17 protein-coding genes are annotated in these 16210 nt (G+C 38.3%); 2 read left to right on the top strand and 15 right to left on the bottom strand.

Annotation, left to right across the window (positions count from 1 at the left end; all coding sequences use genetic code 11):
- The first annotated feature begins 246 nt into the window (after positions 1-246).
- Positions 247-1767, top strand: coding sequence for a succinate CoA transferase (locus MKX73_RS05430; protein ID WP_340716615.1), 1521 nt, complete (start codon positions 247-249; stop codon positions 1765-1767).
- A gap of 161 nt (positions 1768-1928) precedes the next feature.
- Here MKX73_RS05430 and MKX73_RS05435 read toward each other — a convergent pair whose 3' ends face one another.
- The 13 genes from MKX73_RS05435 to MKX73_RS05495 form a co-directional block, all read right to left on the bottom strand.
- The gene (locus MKX73_RS05435; protein WP_340716616.1) at positions 1929-2336 is read right to left on the bottom strand and encodes a 3-oxoacyl-ACP reductase; all 408 of its coding nucleotides are present in this window, start codon (positions 2334-2336) and stop codon (positions 1929-1931) included.
- A 345-nt stretch (positions 2337-2681) separates the two neighbouring features.
- Complete coding sequence (locus MKX73_RS05440; protein WP_340716617.1) at positions 2682-2963, bottom strand: GNAT family N-acetyltransferase; 282 nt, start codon at positions 2961-2963, stop codon at positions 2682-2684.
- A 98-nt stretch (positions 2964-3061) separates the two neighbouring features.
- Positions 3062-3976, bottom strand: coding sequence for a DUF1002 domain-containing protein (locus MKX73_RS05445; RefSeq protein WP_340716618.1), 915 nt, complete (start codon positions 3974-3976; stop codon positions 3062-3064).
- A gap of 119 nt (positions 3977-4095) precedes the next feature.
- The gene (locus MKX73_RS05450) at positions 4096-4953 is read right to left on the bottom strand and encodes a CvfB family protein (RefSeq protein ID WP_340718852.1); all 858 of its coding nucleotides are present in this window, start codon (positions 4951-4953) and stop codon (positions 4096-4098) included.
- A 26-nt stretch (positions 4954-4979) separates the two neighbouring features.
- The gene (gene mntR, locus MKX73_RS05455) at positions 4980-5399 is read right to left on the bottom strand and encodes a transcriptional regulator MntR (RefSeq protein ID WP_339174086.1); all 420 of its coding nucleotides are present in this window, start codon (positions 5397-5399) and stop codon (positions 4980-4982) included.
- A gap of 312 nt (positions 5400-5711) precedes the next feature.
- On the bottom strand, positions 5712-5993 hold the full coding sequence (locus MKX73_RS05460) for a late competence development ComFB family protein (protein ID WP_340718853.1): 282 nt from the start codon (positions 5991-5993) through the stop codon (positions 5712-5714).
- A complete protein-coding gene (locus MKX73_RS05465) occupies positions 5980-6123 on the bottom strand; it encodes a hypothetical protein (protein WP_340716619.1) in 144 nt (47 codons plus the stop codon). The genes MKX73_RS05460 and MKX73_RS05465 overlap by 14 nt, the downstream gene beginning before the upstream one ends.
- Before the next feature lie 48 nt (positions 6124-6171).
- Positions 6172-8583, bottom strand: a complete 2412-nt coding sequence (locus tag MKX73_RS05470; protein ID WP_340716620.1) for a penicillin acylase family protein — start codon at positions 8581-8583, stop codon at positions 6172-6174.
- Between the two features lie 77 nt (positions 8584-8660).
- A complete protein-coding gene (locus tag MKX73_RS05475) occupies positions 8661-9419 on the bottom strand; it encodes an exodeoxyribonuclease III (protein ID WP_340716621.1) in 759 nt (252 codons plus the stop codon).
- Between the two features lie 99 nt (positions 9420-9518).
- Positions 9519-10430 (bottom strand): UDP-N-acetylmuramate dehydrogenase, encoded by a 912-nt coding sequence (gene murB, locus MKX73_RS05480; protein WP_340716622.1) that lies wholly within the window; start codon positions 10428-10430, stop codon positions 9519-9521.
- Between the two features lie 85 nt (positions 10431-10515).
- Positions 10516-10821 (bottom strand): winged helix-turn-helix transcriptional regulator, encoded by a 306-nt coding sequence (locus tag MKX73_RS05485; protein WP_340716623.1) that lies wholly within the window; start codon positions 10819-10821, stop codon positions 10516-10518.
- A gap of 199 nt (positions 10822-11020) precedes the next feature.
- The gene (locus MKX73_RS05490) at positions 11021-11659 is read right to left on the bottom strand and encodes an FMN-dependent NADH-azoreductase (protein ID WP_340716624.1); all 639 of its coding nucleotides are present in this window, start codon (positions 11657-11659) and stop codon (positions 11021-11023) included.
- A gap of 214 nt (positions 11660-11873) precedes the next feature.
- The gene (locus MKX73_RS05495) at positions 11874-12578 is read right to left on the bottom strand and encodes a DsbA family oxidoreductase (RefSeq protein ID WP_340716625.1); all 705 of its coding nucleotides are present in this window, start codon (positions 12576-12578) and stop codon (positions 11874-11876) included.
- 155 nt (positions 12579-12733) lie between these two features.
- Between MKX73_RS05495 and MKX73_RS05500 the strand changes: the two genes are divergently transcribed.
- Positions 12734-14110 (top strand): FAD-dependent oxidoreductase, encoded by a 1377-nt coding sequence (locus tag MKX73_RS05500; RefSeq protein ID WP_340716626.1) that lies wholly within the window; start codon positions 12734-12736, stop codon positions 14108-14110.
- A 19-nt stretch (positions 14111-14129) separates the two neighbouring features.
- Here MKX73_RS05500 and MKX73_RS05505 read toward each other — a convergent pair whose 3' ends face one another.
- Both MKX73_RS05505 and MKX73_RS05510 read right to left on the bottom strand, forming a co-directional pair.
- Positions 14130-15056: a manganese-dependent inorganic pyrophosphatase gene (locus MKX73_RS05505; RefSeq protein ID WP_340716627.1), complete on the bottom strand. Its 927-nt coding sequence runs from the start codon at positions 15054-15056 to the stop codon at positions 14130-14132.
- A 131-nt stretch (positions 15057-15187) separates the two neighbouring features.
- Positions 15188-16036, bottom strand: a complete 849-nt coding sequence (locus MKX73_RS05510) for a MurR/RpiR family transcriptional regulator (protein WP_340716628.1) — start codon at positions 16034-16036, stop codon at positions 15188-15190.
- Positions 16037-16210: the final 174 nt, after the last annotated feature.

A 16210-nucleotide genomic window follows, 5' to 3' on the forward strand; every position in this document is an offset into this window, starting at 1 on the left:
TGTGCATATTTGCTAAACCGCCTCAGAAACAAACTTCGATACTAATCTTTTTTTATCTCTTTTTTGCATTAAATTTCTCTATTAATCGTCTTTTAAGCGCTTTTATGTTGTGCGTGAAGTAAATGTGACAATTTGATGATAATATTAGCATAAATACCGGTTTATTACCTGGTGAAAAACACAGAAAATTACAAAATTTTCTGTTTATCAAACGATTAAATAACTTATTTAGGGGAGGATTTATTAATGGATCCACGAGTTGAGAAACGTTTAGGTTTAAAACAATTAGTAGATAAAGTTGTATCTGCTGAAGAAGCTGCTGCTTTAATCCAAGATGGCACAGTAGTAGGGATGTCAGGTTTTACTCGCGCAGGTGACGCTAAAGTTGTACCAATGGCATTAGTAGAGCGCGCTAAAAATGAAAAATTCAAAATTGATGTATATACAGGGGCTTCATTAGGTCCTGAAGTTGATAACTACCTAGCTGCTGCTGGTGTTATTAACAAACGCGGTCCTTTCCAAGGCGATTCGGTAATGCGCGGTTTAGTAAACAAAGGCGAAATTTCTTATGTAGACGCACACCTTTCTCACAATGCTGAGTTAGTACGTCAAGGAATTATCGGTCCTATCAAACACTTAATTTTAGAAGCAGTTGCAATTACAGAAGACGGTTTAATCATTCCTTCAAACTCTGTAGGTAACTCACCAATCTTCGCTGAATATGCAGAGAATATTATTATCGAATTAAATATCTCTCATCCGGAAGCATTGATCGGTATTCACGACATCTATGTTCCAGGTGAACAAGGTAAGCGTGACGCGATTCCAATGACAAATGCTGAGCAACGTATCGGTGAAATCGGTATTAAAGTTGATCCAGCAAAAATTAAAGCAATCGTTATTTCTGAAGAGCCAGACGCGCCTTCATTAATCGTTCCTCCAGATGAGGAAACACAAACAATGGCAAACATTTTATTAGACTTCTTCCGTTCTGAAATCAAAGCGGGCCGTTTAACAAATGAATTAATGCCATTACAATCAGGTGTAGGTTCTGTAGCAAACGCAGTATTAGACGGCTTTGCTGATGCAGAATTCGAAAACCTTGTAGTTGCTTCTGAAGTATTACAAGATGCAGTATTCAACTTAATTGATGCTGGTAAAGTACGCTTTGCTGCTGCAACTTCTATTACACTTACAGAAGAATTACAGAAAAAAGTTTACGGCAACTTAGAAAAGTATGCAGACAAAATTTGCTTACGTCCACAAGAAATCTCTAACCACCCAGAGCTTATCCGTCGTTTGGGCTTAATCTCAATCAACACTGCTCTTGAGTTAGATATTTATGGTAACGTAAACTCTACACACGTTTCAGGTACTAAAATGATGAACGGTATCGGCGGTTCTGGTGACTTCGCACGTAACGCTCGTCTTGGTATCTTCGTAACGAAATCATACGCAAAAGGCGGCGCGATTTCTTCAATCGTACCAATGGTTTCTCACGTAGACCACACTGAGCACGATGTAGACGTAATCGTAACTGAACAAGGTATCGCTGACTTACGCGGACTTGCTCCAAAAGAGCGCGTGAAGTTAATCATCGAAAACTGTGCTCACCCAGATTTCAAAGAGCAGTTATGGGATTACTATAACCGCGCTTACGAAGCAACTGGCGGCGCGCACACTCCTCACATCTTAGAGGAAGCTTTATCTTGGCACGTTAACCTTGCTAAAAACAAAACAATGAAAAAAGAAACAGCTAACGCTTAATCTTTATACCTGTTAAAGGGTTTGTCTGAAACGATTTGTTTCAGACAAATCCTTTTTTTATTTAACACCTTGCTCACGACCACAATATTAATCACTAATACCATAAAAAAAAGGAGGCTCATTTCCCGCCTGCCTTGTTTTTATATAGTTAACCGGACTGCTTATGCTCGTTTATCCTGTTCATAGTTGTAATAATCAGTTGTTGTTTGAGCGCCTTCTTCGACCATTTGGTTACCTTCCAACGTATGATCCGCAACTTCTCCTGCTGTCGATGCAACTTCTTCCAGTGACTCTTTTTTATAATCATCTTTACCTACAGAAGCCGATTTTGCAATATTTGTATCAAGATCTCCTGTTGATGATGGATGCGCATCTTCGTTACTGTAACCGGCCGTTTTGCCTTGGACTTTCTCCATCAAGCCCTGCACTCCGCCACTTTCGTTTACCTTACCTTTTGCTTTATTCAAATAATCCATTGCTTTATCACGGTTTTCCTTTTTACTTAAAAATGAAGCAGCACCTGCTAATAAACCTGCAACTACAACGCCTTTACCTTTTAATTTAGCCATAATAATATTACCTCCTGATTCGGAATTTAATTTACCTTTTCATATAAATTAATATACCCTGCGAAATTCTTTTAAAACATTCGACGTTATAGGATTAAAAACTACCTGAATTGGATAAATATATATAAATAAAAAAATAAAGGAGCGTTCATTATGTTCCAAAATAAAGAAATTACATATAAAGGTACCGAAATCCTTTCTCTTCTTGGTGTTTCAGGAGTCATTACTGTTCTCATTTCATTGTTTGTAGGATTTTAGTTAATCATGATAATAAAACAAAAAATTATAATTCCATAATAAAACACGATTTTCCAAAAAAATGAAAATCGTGTTTTTTATATGCTGCTATACTTTTACATCGTCATACGCATCGCTTTTTTGGAATGAAGAAACGACATATGAACAAATAGCATTCATCTTGTAATTATTTTCTCGAGCATAATCCGCAGCGGCATCTAAAAGCTTTTTGGCTACCCCCTGGCCGCGCAGTACATCGGATACATACGTATGATCCATATTCATGACACCGTCACGTAAAACCCAAGTAATTTCGGCAACACGCTGACCATTCAATTCATATTCCAGAGCACCATAGTTGTTTCCTTTGTCTTTTAAATTAAATTCCATATTTCTCCCTCCTTCTGTACTTCACAATATACCATAATTTGAATTTTCAATAAAAATAAAAGCACCCGTTTTACGAGTGCCTTCATTGGAGAACTATTTTATTTGAACCATGAGGAGATGGTATTGATCAAATTATTGAAGAAATTTTTAACACTTTGCCAAAATCCCTCATCCTCTAATATCGCACCGAACTTCTCATCGAATTTTGCTGTTAAATCCGAAAGCTGTGATGATAATTTACTGAAGTCGATATTCAGGTTACTGATTCGGTCCATTAAATCAACTAAAAGCTGACGGTCTGCTTCACTTAAATTGATTTGCAGTTTGTTCAACTGCTCTTCAACAATTTGCTGTACTTCCTCTTTTGATGCCGGTTTATTTTCAGCAATCGCTTTTTTGATTTCCGTTAGTAACTCCGCGACTTGTGCATCTGAAACTCCTGCCGATTCCGCAATTGATGTAGCAACGGATAATTCATCATTCGCGACATCTGTACGTTCAATATCCAATGTCTCGCCTGTCTTTGCTTCATAGGCTTTATATATTCCTACCAGTGCAGAGTGACCTGTTACAGGTTTTGGAGCCGCAATTTCCACAATTGCATCTTCAATACCTGCCGTCAACATCGCATTCGCATACATTTCCGATGTTACTTGTGTAATATTATCTGGTGTAACGATACTAATCGTAAGTCCCTTGCCAGCATCCTGACGTGTAATTTTAGCAGACGAAAACATGCGTGAACTCGGGTTACTATCTTTTATATATTTTGCTAAATCCTGTCCTGAAATTGTAATTTCATCTATTTCTGTTTCCTGATCTACACGCAATGCAGTTTTCACTGTTTCCTTTTCATCAGCAGATAAATTGCCTCCATAAACAACGATTGGTACACCGAGCTTTTCATTGATTGGATTTTTTTGTTCTGTAGTCGCCGCAGAAGCGCTCATTGGTAAAACGAAAGAAATCAGTAACACGAAAGTTGCGATGACTGCCATCCATTTTTGTCTCATTTATAAATCCCCCTTTGCGAATGTATATGTTGTCCGATTATACTGTACATTCTCTAATTAATACGAATAAAAAAAGTAAAAGGTTTCATATGCATTTCCCCTTTTACTTATATTTGTATTTAAACGATTTCTGTCCAGCCGTCTTTTTGCGTAATTTTACGTGCTTTCATTAGCGTACCTAGTGCACGTTTAAACGAACCTTTACTCATATTGAACATTTCAGAAATTTCCTCTGGTGTTGACTTATCGCCAAATGGCATCTTTCCGCCGACACTTTCTAAATATGCGAAGATCTTTTCAGCATCATCACCTAAACGCTCATGTTTTCGAGGTAAAAATGAGCCGTTTAACGAACCATCTTCCTTCACATCAACAATGCGCACCGACACTTCTTGTCCTAAACGCGGCTCAGCTTTCATTTCTGATTCGTGTACGAAAATACGATATGGTTTTTCAACGCCTAATAAAAACGAGCCTACTGGTAATAGACGGTATGGTCGAGCTGTAATGTTTTTATTGAACATATCTTCTGCTGCGCCTTCATACATGTCATTAACCTTTTCTTCTGTAATTAACCGACCGAATAAATCCCCGTTGCGATCTGTACGTAATGTAATATACAAATGATCGCCTGCTTCCGGCCATACTTCTTCAATAGCCGGTAAGTCTTCAGCCCGTACTAATACTTCACGGGAAGTACCGATATCACAGAAAGCACCTTCTTTTGTCACTTTCAACACACGTGCCCAACCGTAATCCGCTTCTGTAATATGCGGAATGGCTGTCGTTGCCTGAAGGTCTCCGCGGCGATCCGTATAAAGGAATACTTTTAAAACATCGCCGATTGCAATTGTTTCTGCTACATCTGATGCATTTAAAGGAATTTCCAATTCACCATTTGTTAAAATATAACGTGACCCTTGCTCTTCCAATACCGTTAATTCCACTACTTGTCCTGATTTTATTAATTGATTCATCATATTCTCCTTTTTCTTGTTAATCATTACATACTATGATTTGATTTCATTTCTTCCAGCTTCTTGGTCAATTGAGGCTCTTCTTCTAAAAGCTGTACAAGATCCGCAATGCGATCAATGGAATTCCAGCTTAAGTGATGTTCAATACCTTCAACATCTTCATATATACGTTCTTCATCAACCCCTATTAAACGCAAAAATTGTTCCAGCAAATCATGTCGCTGAACAAGTCTCTTTCCTAACTTTTGCCCTTTTGGCGTTAATGTTAAGCCTCTATATTTTTCATAAATTAAATAGCCGTCTTTATCCAATTTCTGCACCATTTTTGTAACGGAGGAAGGTAGAACAGATAAAGCTTCAGCAATATCGGACACACGTGCATACCCTTTATGTTCAATTAATAGATAAATTTGTTCGATGTGGTCCTCCATGCTAGGTGTTGGCATAGCTGTTCCCTCTCTTTCCAATTGCTTCTTTCAGTTTACTACAATTCCACGCAAAAAGTTAACTGAAAACAGTATTCGCTTAAATTACATTCATTCAGTTTCATAACAATTTGGCTATGGTTTATACGGGGAGCAGATTAGTCAGCCTTTGCCGTAATTATGGCAATAAAAACAGCCTCCTACACTAAAAGGCATTAAAAGAAAAAGGCTATTGCAATTAGTATGCCCCTAATTGAATAACCTCTTCATTTTATCTTTATAAACTTTGACCATCACTGCTTATATACAAAAAGAAGACATTGTAATCACTTCTTATGGATGCTTGGGATATTGTTTTACAATGTGAAGTGCACGGATAATTTGTTTGTTGATTTCCTCAAGATTTTCCGGTGTGCTCATTTGTTGAAATACTGCATCTCTCGTCTCGTTTGATGTAACATAACGAGCCGGCAATACATTTAAAACAATTGCATTCACATCCATCTCACATTGTTCACAATGGCAAAATGTTTGATATTCAACGCCATGCAGCAGAAAACTAACAAGCCCTCTTACAATTTCTTCTGTTACATTTATTAATTTAATACCTGACATTGTCATCTTTCGCCTCATTTATAAAACTAGATTCTCTTCTCCAATCATATAACGCCAAGTAATTTAACTCAAACATTTCGATTAGCATATAAGGCTTTGTTACTTTCGAGTAATAAAAATCGAAGTACATTTCAAAAAAATCCTCCCTTTATTAAAAGGGAGGACCATTTCAATTTTGCTATTCGGCTTTTAGAATCAATTCATAACCATGATCGATATCGCCATCGATTTTCGTTTTATGATAGCGCCCGTAAACCCAGTTTGAAGTCTGGTTGTCATACCATTTCGACTTCACATGTCCGCTCTGTCCCGGACCAACAATATGATAGGCTGACGATAAATCATCCAAGTCGGCAACAAAGCGCCATGATGCACCGTGATTTACATTTCCGCTGCCATCTTCAGAAGCTGCCTGCACGGTAACACTAGAACCGCCAACCGGTAGTTTTTCAGGGTTGACATAGTCTGCTAAAAAGTCAGATGCGCTTGCTAATGGATGATCAAATGTCAGCTGATTATAGCTGCCCCATTTCCATTTTGAAACAGACGTCCCAAATTTACCTTTAATCTTCGTTACAGCATCCTCGAATGCAGTATAAACGAATTTATCCAATCCGCCTTCTTCTGTAATCCAGACACCCGGATTACCTGCATAGGCATCACGCAGCATTTGGTCGGTGATTTGCGATTTGCCAGGCATTAATTTATAAACATCTTCCGGCATCGCATCTTGGAATAACGCTTTTTCCATATTTTCGATTAAGAAGTGGTACACAAGTGGTGCACCTTGGTCTTTGTCATCGTAATACTCCCATTCTTCCAGAAGTGTAATGACATTCTTGTACTTGCCCTCTTTGTCTTGAGCTTTAATCGTTTCAAGCAAGTCTGGTAAAAATTCTGCGGCATGCAAATTCTTTTTATCCATTTGCATTCCTTTCATTTCTGCAACAGAAAGCTTTAATAATTCACCTGTTTCCTCATCATACATCGGTGTTTTAATCATCTCTACGATTCGCTCATATCGATAAGGCTGTGCCCAAAGATTTGAAATATGGTAAGGGTATTCTTCGCCTACAACTTGATTGTTTGCTGTTGCGATATAGCCTTCTTCCGGATTAATAACTGTTGGCAGCTCGTCAAATGGGATATAGCTTTCCCAGCCATATTCCGAAGAGTTACCTGGTACCGGTAAAGCACCTGTACCTTGTTTACGGATTGGCACTAGACCATTTGCTTTGTATGCAATTGTTCCATCAGTTGAAGCGAACACAAAGTTTTGTGCCGGTGCTTTAAAGTCCTCTAGCGCAACTTCGAACTCTTCCCAGTTTGTCGCTTTATTGAAGCCTAATACTGCTTTCAATTCCTGTGTTGATTGCAGTGCTGTCCACTGCATAGAGAACTGCTCTTTCATCTTTGTATCTTTTAGTACAATGTTGGAAATGATTGGACCATGGCGTGTTTCCACAACTTCAAAGTCCACCGTTTCGCCGTCTTTTACTTTGATCGGCTCCTGTCTTACAGTTGCCTCTTCCCATTCACCATCATATTCAAATTCATATGGGTTTTCCGGGTTTGGTTTTTCAATATATAGATCTTGCACATCCGGGTTCACATTCGTTACGCCCCATGCAATTTGTTCGTTATGCCCAAGAATAATTCCAGGAATCCCTGCAAAAATTACACCACTTACATTTTGTTCAGGTGATTCCAGATGCATCTGATACCATACAGATGGCGTGCTTAATCCTAAATGCGGATCATCTGCAAGCAATGGCTTACCTGATTTTGTGAGCTCACCACTAACAACCCAGTTATTACTGCCATTATGTTCCGAAGGTAAATAATCTGTTGGAATGGCACTTGCAATATCCGTTTCCAGATTTAAATTTGCTTCAATAATTGATTGAGCATTTTCCGGGTACTCTACAAATAATTCTTCAGCTTGTTCTTTTGTATAGTTTTGCATTGCCCATGATCGGAAAACTTGCTGATTCCAGTTTCCGCCCAAGTCATATGCCATATATTTTCCGATAGTCAAAGAATCAATCGGTGTCCAAGCTTCAGGCGTATACCCGAGTAATTTGAATTCATATGAAAGTTTGCTTGTATCTTTGACTTCATCGATAAATGCATTTACACCTTCTGCATACCATTCAAGAATTTGTTTTGACTGTGCATCATAGCCATCCCATGATAACTCCGCAGCATGTCGTAAACTGAATGTACGGAAAAACTTATCGGTATTTACTGCAGATTCACCAACGACTTCGGCTAATGTTCCGCTTGCTTGGCGGCGCGCCAAATCCATTTGGAATAAACGATCCTGTGCCTGTACATAACCTTGTGCACGGTATAGATCTGCATCAGACTTGGCCACAATATGTGGTACCCCTACACCATCTCTCGTAACTTCCACATCATCATCTAAAATTGAGACCGCAAGTTCACCTTCAATGACAGGTTTAGAGTTCGCTACGTATAAGTGCAATCCGGCTACTGCTGCACCACCTACAATAATTAAAATTCCAACTGCCCAGATGACGATGTTTATAAATTTGCGCCCTTTTGACTTTTTCATCTGCTGTGCCACTAATTCCACCTCTTTTATTCGTTTTTTACAAAGCTTTAATATGCTGTAAAAGTTCTTTTTCTATTAGTCTATTCATCTTACACCGTTTTTAATTTTAATACGATAGGGCAATGATCGCTACCTAAAATTTCTGGCTGTATTGATGCTTCCTCTACTTTTTCCACAAGTCGGTCCGAGATTATAAAATAGTCGATGCGCCATCCGATATTTCGCTCACGTACTTTCGCCATATAGCTCCACCATGTAAAGTGGTCGGTTTCTTCCGGGTGGAAATGTCGAAATGTATCTGTAAAACCGCTTGCAAGTAAGTCTGTCATTCTCCCGCGCTCTTCATATGTAAATCCGGAATTTCCGATATTGGATTTCACATTTTTAATATCCAATTCACTATGTGCAACATTCAAATCTCCACAATAAATGACGGGCTTTTTCGCATCAAGTTCCTTCAAATATAATGCCATTCGGTCTTCCCATTGAAGACGCTCCTCCAAACGGGTTAAATCCCTTTTTGCATTCGGTGTGTACGTATTCACTAAATAAAATTTTTCATACTCCAACGTCAGGATACGTCCTTCATCTGCCGCAATTTCGTTTTCGATACCGTAATACACTGCTAACGGTTCATGTTTCGTAAATACAGCCGTACCGGAATAGCCTTTTTTCACTGCCGAATGCCAGTATTGATAATATCCTTCCAGTTGAAGGTCAATCTGTCCTGGCTGGCATTTCGTTTCCTGGATACAGAAAAAATCCGCATCCATTTCATTAAAATAATCCAAAAATCCTTTATTAACACAAGCACGTATGCCATTTACATTCCACGAAATAAATTTCATCTTCCTGCTCCTTTTATGTAACCCAAATTAAAATTACCCATTAAAAAAAGAACTCGCGCTAAATTAGCACGAGTTGAAGTCATTTTATATCTTCCAAGATCAGTCTTCACCGACGATTTTTACTTCCATTTCCAAGTCGATATCATACTTTTCTTTTACAACACGCTGTACCATTTGAATTGTGTCGATATAGTCCTTTGCCGTAGCATTGTTTTTATTGACGATAAATCCTGCATGCTTTGTAGAAACCTCTGCCCCTCCGACACCTTTGCCTTGCAATTCACTATCCTGAATTAGTTTACCTGCAAAATAACCTGGGGGACGTTTGAATACACTGCCTGCTGAAGGATATTCAAGCGGCTGCTTCGATTCACGCTGGAAAGTTAAATCGGCTATCTTCTCATCGATTTGCTTTTGATCACCATATGCTAACTGGAACGTAGCAGACAGTACGAAATAGCCCTTTTTAGCAATAATGCTTTTCCGGTAGGAAAGTTCAAGTTGCTCGTTGTTCAACTCAAGAAGTTCTCCTTCCGGTGTTAAAACTTTACATGTTGTGACGATATCCTTAACCTCACCACCGTAAGCGCCGGCATTCATTGCCATTGCTCCACCGATTGAACCTGGAATACCACATGCAAACTCAAAACCGGTTAAGCTTTGAGCTGCGACTTGTTTTGATACTTCTTTGATCAATGCACCACTTTGTGCATAAACCGTATCACCTTCAATGCGAATTTCGTCCAATAAAGCAAAATGCAGGACGATCCCTCGTACACCGCCATCACGTACGACCATATTGGAGCCGTTCCCCAGCATGAGTAGCGGTACATTTTTTTCATATGCATACTTAACGACAGCTGCTGCTTGCTCTTCTGTTTTCGGCAGCACTAAAATATCTGCCTTACCGCCAAGTTTTGTCATCGTATATTTTTTTAAGGTTTCATTTTTTTTTATATTAGTTGAAGGAATCCATTGTAATAAATCATTTTCCCACTGTTGAATTGTCATAAAAAACATTTTCCTTTCCTGTAAAGCTGACGTACTTTTTAAGTATCTGTTTTTATAACGCTTTTTACAAGTAAAACAGCATGATTTATAACCAAGTTTTCGCCCATATTTCAATTTCTCTCACAGTTTGTTCAAGTGAGCGCCCTTTATCCGTTAAATTATACTCAACACGAACAGGTACTTCCGAGTATACCTTCCGTTCAACAATACCTTCTTTTTCGAGCTCCTTTAAACGCTCTGACAGTAAGCGTCCACTGATCGGCAATGCTGATTCAATCGCATTGAAACGTTGAGGTCCTTCTAACAATTGGTAAATAATTAAAGCTGTCCAGCGCTTTCCAACAAGCTCCATTGCTTTTGACAGACGCGGGCATAGTGCTGATTCTTTCATTTTCTTCACCTCATTCACTACTCTAAAACTAAATTTATTTAACTGCTACTTATTATATTACCACTTCTCACTAATTACAAAAAGTAAGTAGCTTACTGCAAAGTGAAATTTTATCTTCAGCCATACTGTGAAGCGATTAAAAAAAGAAGGGAGCCCACAATTTTGTGAGCAACCCTTCTCTACTATATGAGTAATTAGATTAAGCTGTTACTTTTGCTAAATTTTGTGCTGCAGCTTTTACTTTTTCTAAGCCATCAGCAATAATTTGTTCAGCTCCAGCCGGATTTGATGCATGACCTTCGATAATAACTTCATCAATTTTTTCCATGCCATATACGCCGCCAATAACTGCATTAATGTAGTTTACTGACATTTCTGATGCAGATGCTTGTGGTGTTGAGTAAATACCGCCGCGAGCGTTTAATACAATATATTTTTTATCAGTCATTAAGCTTACTAATTGACCTTGTTCATCGTATTTGAATGAATAGCCTGCGCCATAAGTGTAATCGATAAATGATTGTAATGCTGCTGGAATTGTTAAGTTCCATAATGGGAATGCGAATACGACTACATCTGCTGCTGTTAATACTTCACGAGATTTGTTGAAAGCAGCTAAAGAACCTGCTTCGATTGCTGCTAATTCTTCGCCAGCTTGTGCTTTACCGAAAGCATTGAATAATTCTTGACCGAAATATGGCATATTCTCTTCAAATACATCAAAAGTTGTTACATTTAAACCTTCATTGTTCGCTACTTCTGCCATGAATGTTTCATACATTTTTGTTGATACGCCATCCGGACGGTTATTTGCTTTTACTACTAATACGTTTGTCATTTTCATTTCTCCCTACTATTTTCAATATTATTTATTTTTGAAATTTTTATCTTGTTTTAAAGTATCTCAAATTCGAGGTACTTTTATATAATAAAAGAACAACCTAAAAAAATCAATTAGATTGCTCTCATACTTTAGTCTGAATCCCTATTTCGCATTTATATAACATCACTAATTTAGGAGGTTTTTCCCATTAATGCACTAAACACTCCCGTTAAATATCACAAGAGTCATCAGTACACCCAGCGCCGTCCATCCCTTGCATTTTCAAAGGCTTACGCAAACCAATTTCCTGTGCTGCCTTTTCGATAGTTTGTTCAAATACTTCCTGTGGCTGAGCACCTGAAATACCGTACTTATTATCGATGACAAAGAAAGGTACACCGCGTACGCCTAGATGCTGAGCAACCGCGATATCCTGCTGTACCTGTTCCATATACTCATCATTATCAATAACATGACGCGCTTTTTCTGCAGATAAGCCAACTTCTTCTGCCAATGCCAGCAATACCTCAGTTTGTCCGATTGCTTCACCTTCTAAAAAGTAGGCTTTTAACACACGCTCGGTAAACTCTTTTTCTTTCCCTTCCGTTTCAGCCCATTTTGCTAAACGGTGCGCTTTTACAGTGTTTGCACTTTTCATTTCATCAAAATTGTACTCAAGTCCTACTTCTTTTGCACGCGCTGTAACATTTGCTGTCATTTTCTTCACTTCATCTAATGAAATCTGGTATTTACGTGATAGTTCCTCATATACAGAGCTATTCGTATCAACTGGTGTAGAAGGATCCAATAAATAGCTTTTATATGCTACTTCAATCGCATCTCCGTACCCAAGTTCATCTAATGCAATTTCTAATTGTTTTTTGCCGATATAGCAAAAAGGACATACATAGTCGGACCATACTTCGATTTTCATGCTAATCACTCTCCTTGTCTTGTATTGTAGCGAGCAATAATACAAAAGTACAATGTTTGAAATCAGCCCCCCCTAGGTCCGGAATTTTTAATATGTGACAACAGCTGAATAAATCCCGGTTCATTTTCCAATGCTAAAAATAAAAAGGTGATAATTTGAAACAATCGCTCTGGCTTCCAACACATTCAGATTTTGCTGCTCCTACTCTGCAAGAATCGATTAATTGCGATATATGCATTATAGGAGGGGGGATCAGTGGTATTTATACTGCATATTCGCTGGCTAAAGAGGGGCTTAATGTCGTGCTAATCGAAGCAATGCCCCAGTTTGCACAAGGTACAACCGGCTATTCTACTGGAAAATTAACCGTACAGCATAATCTTATTTACTCAAAACTCAATGAAGAAGACGGGAAAATTTACTACGAGGCGAATAAACATGCAATTGAACAGGCAGTTTCCGAAAGTAGCACCAGCTTTTCCCGTGCTACTTCCTATGTATATACAGCTACCCCGCAAGGAAAGGAACAGCTGCTGAATGAGGCGGAAAGTTATAAAAAAATTGGCATTCCGTTTGTCGCAACAAAAGACATCGAGCTTTCGGTTCCTGTAGAACTTGCGCTCGGTATTAAAAATGAAGGTCAGATTAATCCTGTCGAGTTTACGAATACGTATGTTCATTTAGCAAGAAAACATGGAGCTCAACTTTATTTAAATACGCGGGTCACTAAGTTAGAAATGTCGAAAAATTGTCTCCATACAAGCGATGACCATACTGTTCATTATAAAAAGCTGATTTTATGTACACATTATCCGATTGAATCGATCCGTCAGCTTTATTCGATGAAGCTGCAAATTAAACGTTCTTACCTGACAGCAACAAAATATTCAGAGCTGTTGGAAGGTCAATATTTATGCGTCGATGCTCAAAGTCGGACAATCAGAACGGCGCTTATCGATAATCAGCCCTACTTCATCTATGGTGGACAATCACATACAGCAGGATCGACAAGCGATACAGACCCGTTTTACGAGACACTGCAGCATGAGCTAACGAAAGACTTTGAGCTTCCGCCATATGAATACGGCTGGAGTGCCCAGGATGTCATGACTGCTGACCAAATTCCTTATATCGGCCAGCTATCCCCAAGTGATGACAGTTTGTATATTGCAACAGGATTCAACAAGTGGGGACTTTCATCTTCGCTTGTTGCAGGAACATTGCTTACAGATCTTATTAAAAAGATGGCAAATCCGGCAACTGCTTTATTCTCACCGAATCGTTCAAATTTCGGGAAGGCTTTTTACTTTATGCTGCAAACGGGCGGAATGATCGGAAAAGAACTTGTAAAAGGCTATATTGATCGCCCTGATGCACCGAAATGTACACATCTTGGCTGTAAAACGAGATGGAATGTTGCAGATGATACATGGGATTGTCCATGCCACGGATCACGCTACAACGCAAAAGGCGAAGTCATTGAAGGTCCTGCTGTCTACCCGTTAAAAATGAAAAAATCCGGTGACTCTTAAAGAGTTACCGGATTCATTTTTATTTTAATTTTTCTGTTAAAACCGGAACGATTTGTTTTTTACGTGATACAACGCCCGGTAGACTGATGCGACCATTGACAATTGTTGCACCAAAAGCTTTCGCTGCTTCTTCTGCAACTTGTCCAGCTGCTACTGCTGTTGAATCATTGTTTAAAATATCTGTTACAACGAAGAAGAATAAATCCAGACCGTTATCTGCAATATTTTTGTTCAATAAGTTTTCAAGCTCTTCCTGGCGACCAAGAATGTCTTCGATATCCACTGCATTTACTTGGGCAACCGTCGCTTTATACTCACCGAATTCAAAGCCTTTTGCATCCAATGACAATAAATCTTCCAATGACTTATCTGAAAGGTCCGCACCTGCTTTTAACATAGCTAAACCATATTCTGCAGTGTCAACATTTGCAATTGCTGCCAGTTCTTCGCCGGCTTTCACATCTTGCTCTGTACATGTTGGCGATTTGAATAATAATGTATCCGAAATAATAGCAGAAAGCATTAAACCAGCAATATTAGCCGGGATATCAACATTATTTTCTTTGTATAATTTATTTAAGATTGTTGCTGTGCAACCTACAGGCTCCGCACGGAAATATACCGGGTCAGCTGTTTGGAAGTTTGCAACACGGTGATGATCGATTACTTCCGTGATTTGTACTTCTTCGATTCCATCTGCTGATTGCTGGAATTCATTATGATCCACTAAGATTACTTGTGCCCCTTCATCTTTTACGTTAGCAATTAGACGTGGTGCTTCAAAGTTGAATTTTTCTAGTGCATACTTCGTTTCGTTATTTAATTCACCAAGACGAACTGCTTCTGCATCTACACCTAATTGTTGTTTTAAGTATGCATAAACAATTGCTGAAGTAATTGTATCTGTATCTGGATTTTTATGTCCGAAAACTAATGTTTTACTCATGAGTGAGCCTCCTATTAAATGCTTTTCGCTCTTCATTTTAACATAACGTTCAGAAAGTGAAAAACAGAAGATTTATCAATATTAAATAGCAAAAAGAAAACTGTAACGGCTATGGGTTAGCCATTACAGTTTTAGCTGATCGCTATTAAATGAGAGGTACCGACCGCGCTTTTTGCTTTTTTAGTATAACGCTCATAATACTGAGGATCTTGGCTTACCATAGATTCTAATAATATATGCAAAAGAGAGAAAATGGCAATTGTACATGTAACTCCGGCTTCTTTTGTATTGGGAACGATAAGTACAGGGTTAGCCGGTTCCGTTTGAGATGTAAGCTCTTTGTTCCGAATTGCTACAATTTTCACATTTTTTCTTTTGGCAATTTCTACTGTTGTCGCCATATCTTCATATTCTTCATCTAGCGAAATAATAAAGAGTAATGAATCTTCATCCATATATGCCAGTTGTTGTGCAATTTTGTCTGCCTCATGGGGAATAAAATGAACATGATCTCGTAGCCTGTTGACATTGCTGTACATCCAAAATGCAACTGGTGTCGACTGTCTGAAACCTAAAAAGTGGATTTTTTTTGCTGTATGTAACAATTGTACAACCTCTTCAACATCTTGCTCTTTCAGCTGATTGAATGTTTTTGAGATGTTGGCGATATCTTTTTTTACAATATCTGCCCCAATATGATTGCGGATTTTTTTAACAGGCATCGCTTGCTTAACTTCGCTCACTTCGCCTTTTTCCATTAAATATTCCTTCAGCTTATCCTGGAGCTCACTAAAACCTGCTAAATCCATCGAATAGCAAAACCTGATTACAGTTGATTCACTAACATCTGCCAACCTTCCTACTTCTGAGGCGGTATGTGTCCCTACTATATTCGGATTATCCATAACAAACTGAGCAACTTTCCGCTGTCCCTTAGAAAGACGAATATACTTCTTTTTTATATTTTCACAAATAGTCAATTTTTCCATCTCCCTTTCCTATATTTTTTATTAAAATAATATCTCACTTACTCATGTAACATTACGTGCACCAAATTCTTAATAATAAAAAATACATTATCATGAATAATAATAGAATTCAACGAGTTTTCTGAAAAAACTTTAGCATACTAAAGAATAAAAAATTCAAAGTAG

This window comes from Solibacillus sp. FSL W7-1436, assembly GCF_038007305.1.
Taxonomy (GTDB): domain Bacteria; phylum Bacillota; class Bacilli; order Bacillales_A; family Planococcaceae; genus Solibacillus.

Coding starts and splice junctions, on each gene's coding strand:
- MKX73_RS05430 (WP_340716615.1), top strand. CDS start 247: ATGGATCCACGAGTTGAGAAACGTTTAGGTTTAAAACAATTAGTAGAT.
- MKX73_RS05435 (WP_340716616.1), bottom strand. CDS start 2,336: ATGGCTAAATTAAAAGGTAAAGGCGTTGTAGTTGCAGGTTTATTAGCA.
- MKX73_RS05440 (WP_340716617.1), bottom strand. CDS start 2,963: ATGGAATTTAATTTAAAAGACAAAGGAAACAACTATGGTGCTCTGGAA.
- MKX73_RS05445 (WP_340716618.1), bottom strand. CDS start 3,976: ATGAGACAAAAATGGATGGCAGTCATCGCAACTTTCGTGTTACTGATT.
- MKX73_RS05450 (WP_340718852.1), bottom strand. CDS start 4,953: ATGAATCAATTAATAAAATCAGGACAAGTAGTGGAATTAACGGTATTG.
- mntR (WP_339174086.1), bottom strand. CDS start 5,399: ATGCCAACACCTAGCATGGAGGACCACATCGAACAAATTTATCTATTA.
- MKX73_RS05460 (WP_340718853.1), bottom strand. CDS start 5,993: ATGTCAGGTATTAAATTAATAAATGTAACAGAAGAAATTGTAAGAGGG.
- MKX73_RS05465 (WP_340716619.1), bottom strand. CDS start 6,123: ATGTACTTCGATTTTTATTACTCGAAAGTAACAAAGCCTTATATGCTA.
- MKX73_RS05475 (WP_340716621.1), bottom strand. CDS start 9,419: ATGAAATTTATTTCGTGGAATGTAAATGGCATACGTGCTTGTGTTAAT.
- murB (WP_340716622.1), bottom strand. CDS start 10,430: ATGACAATTCAACAGTGGGAAAATGATTTATTACAATGGATTCCTTCA.
- MKX73_RS05485 (WP_340716623.1), bottom strand. CDS start 10,821: ATGAAAGAATCAGCACTATGCCCGCGTCTGTCAAAAGCAATGGAGCTT.
- MKX73_RS05490 (WP_340716624.1), bottom strand. CDS start 11,659: ATGACAAACGTATTAGTAGTAAAAGCAAATAACCGTCCGGATGGCGTA.
- MKX73_RS05495 (WP_340716625.1), bottom strand. CDS start 12,578: ATGAAAATCGAAGTATGGTCCGACTATGTATGTCCTTTTTGCTATATC.
- MKX73_RS05505 (WP_340716627.1), bottom strand. CDS start 15,056: ATGAGTAAAACATTAGTTTTCGGACATAAAAATCCAGATACAGATACA.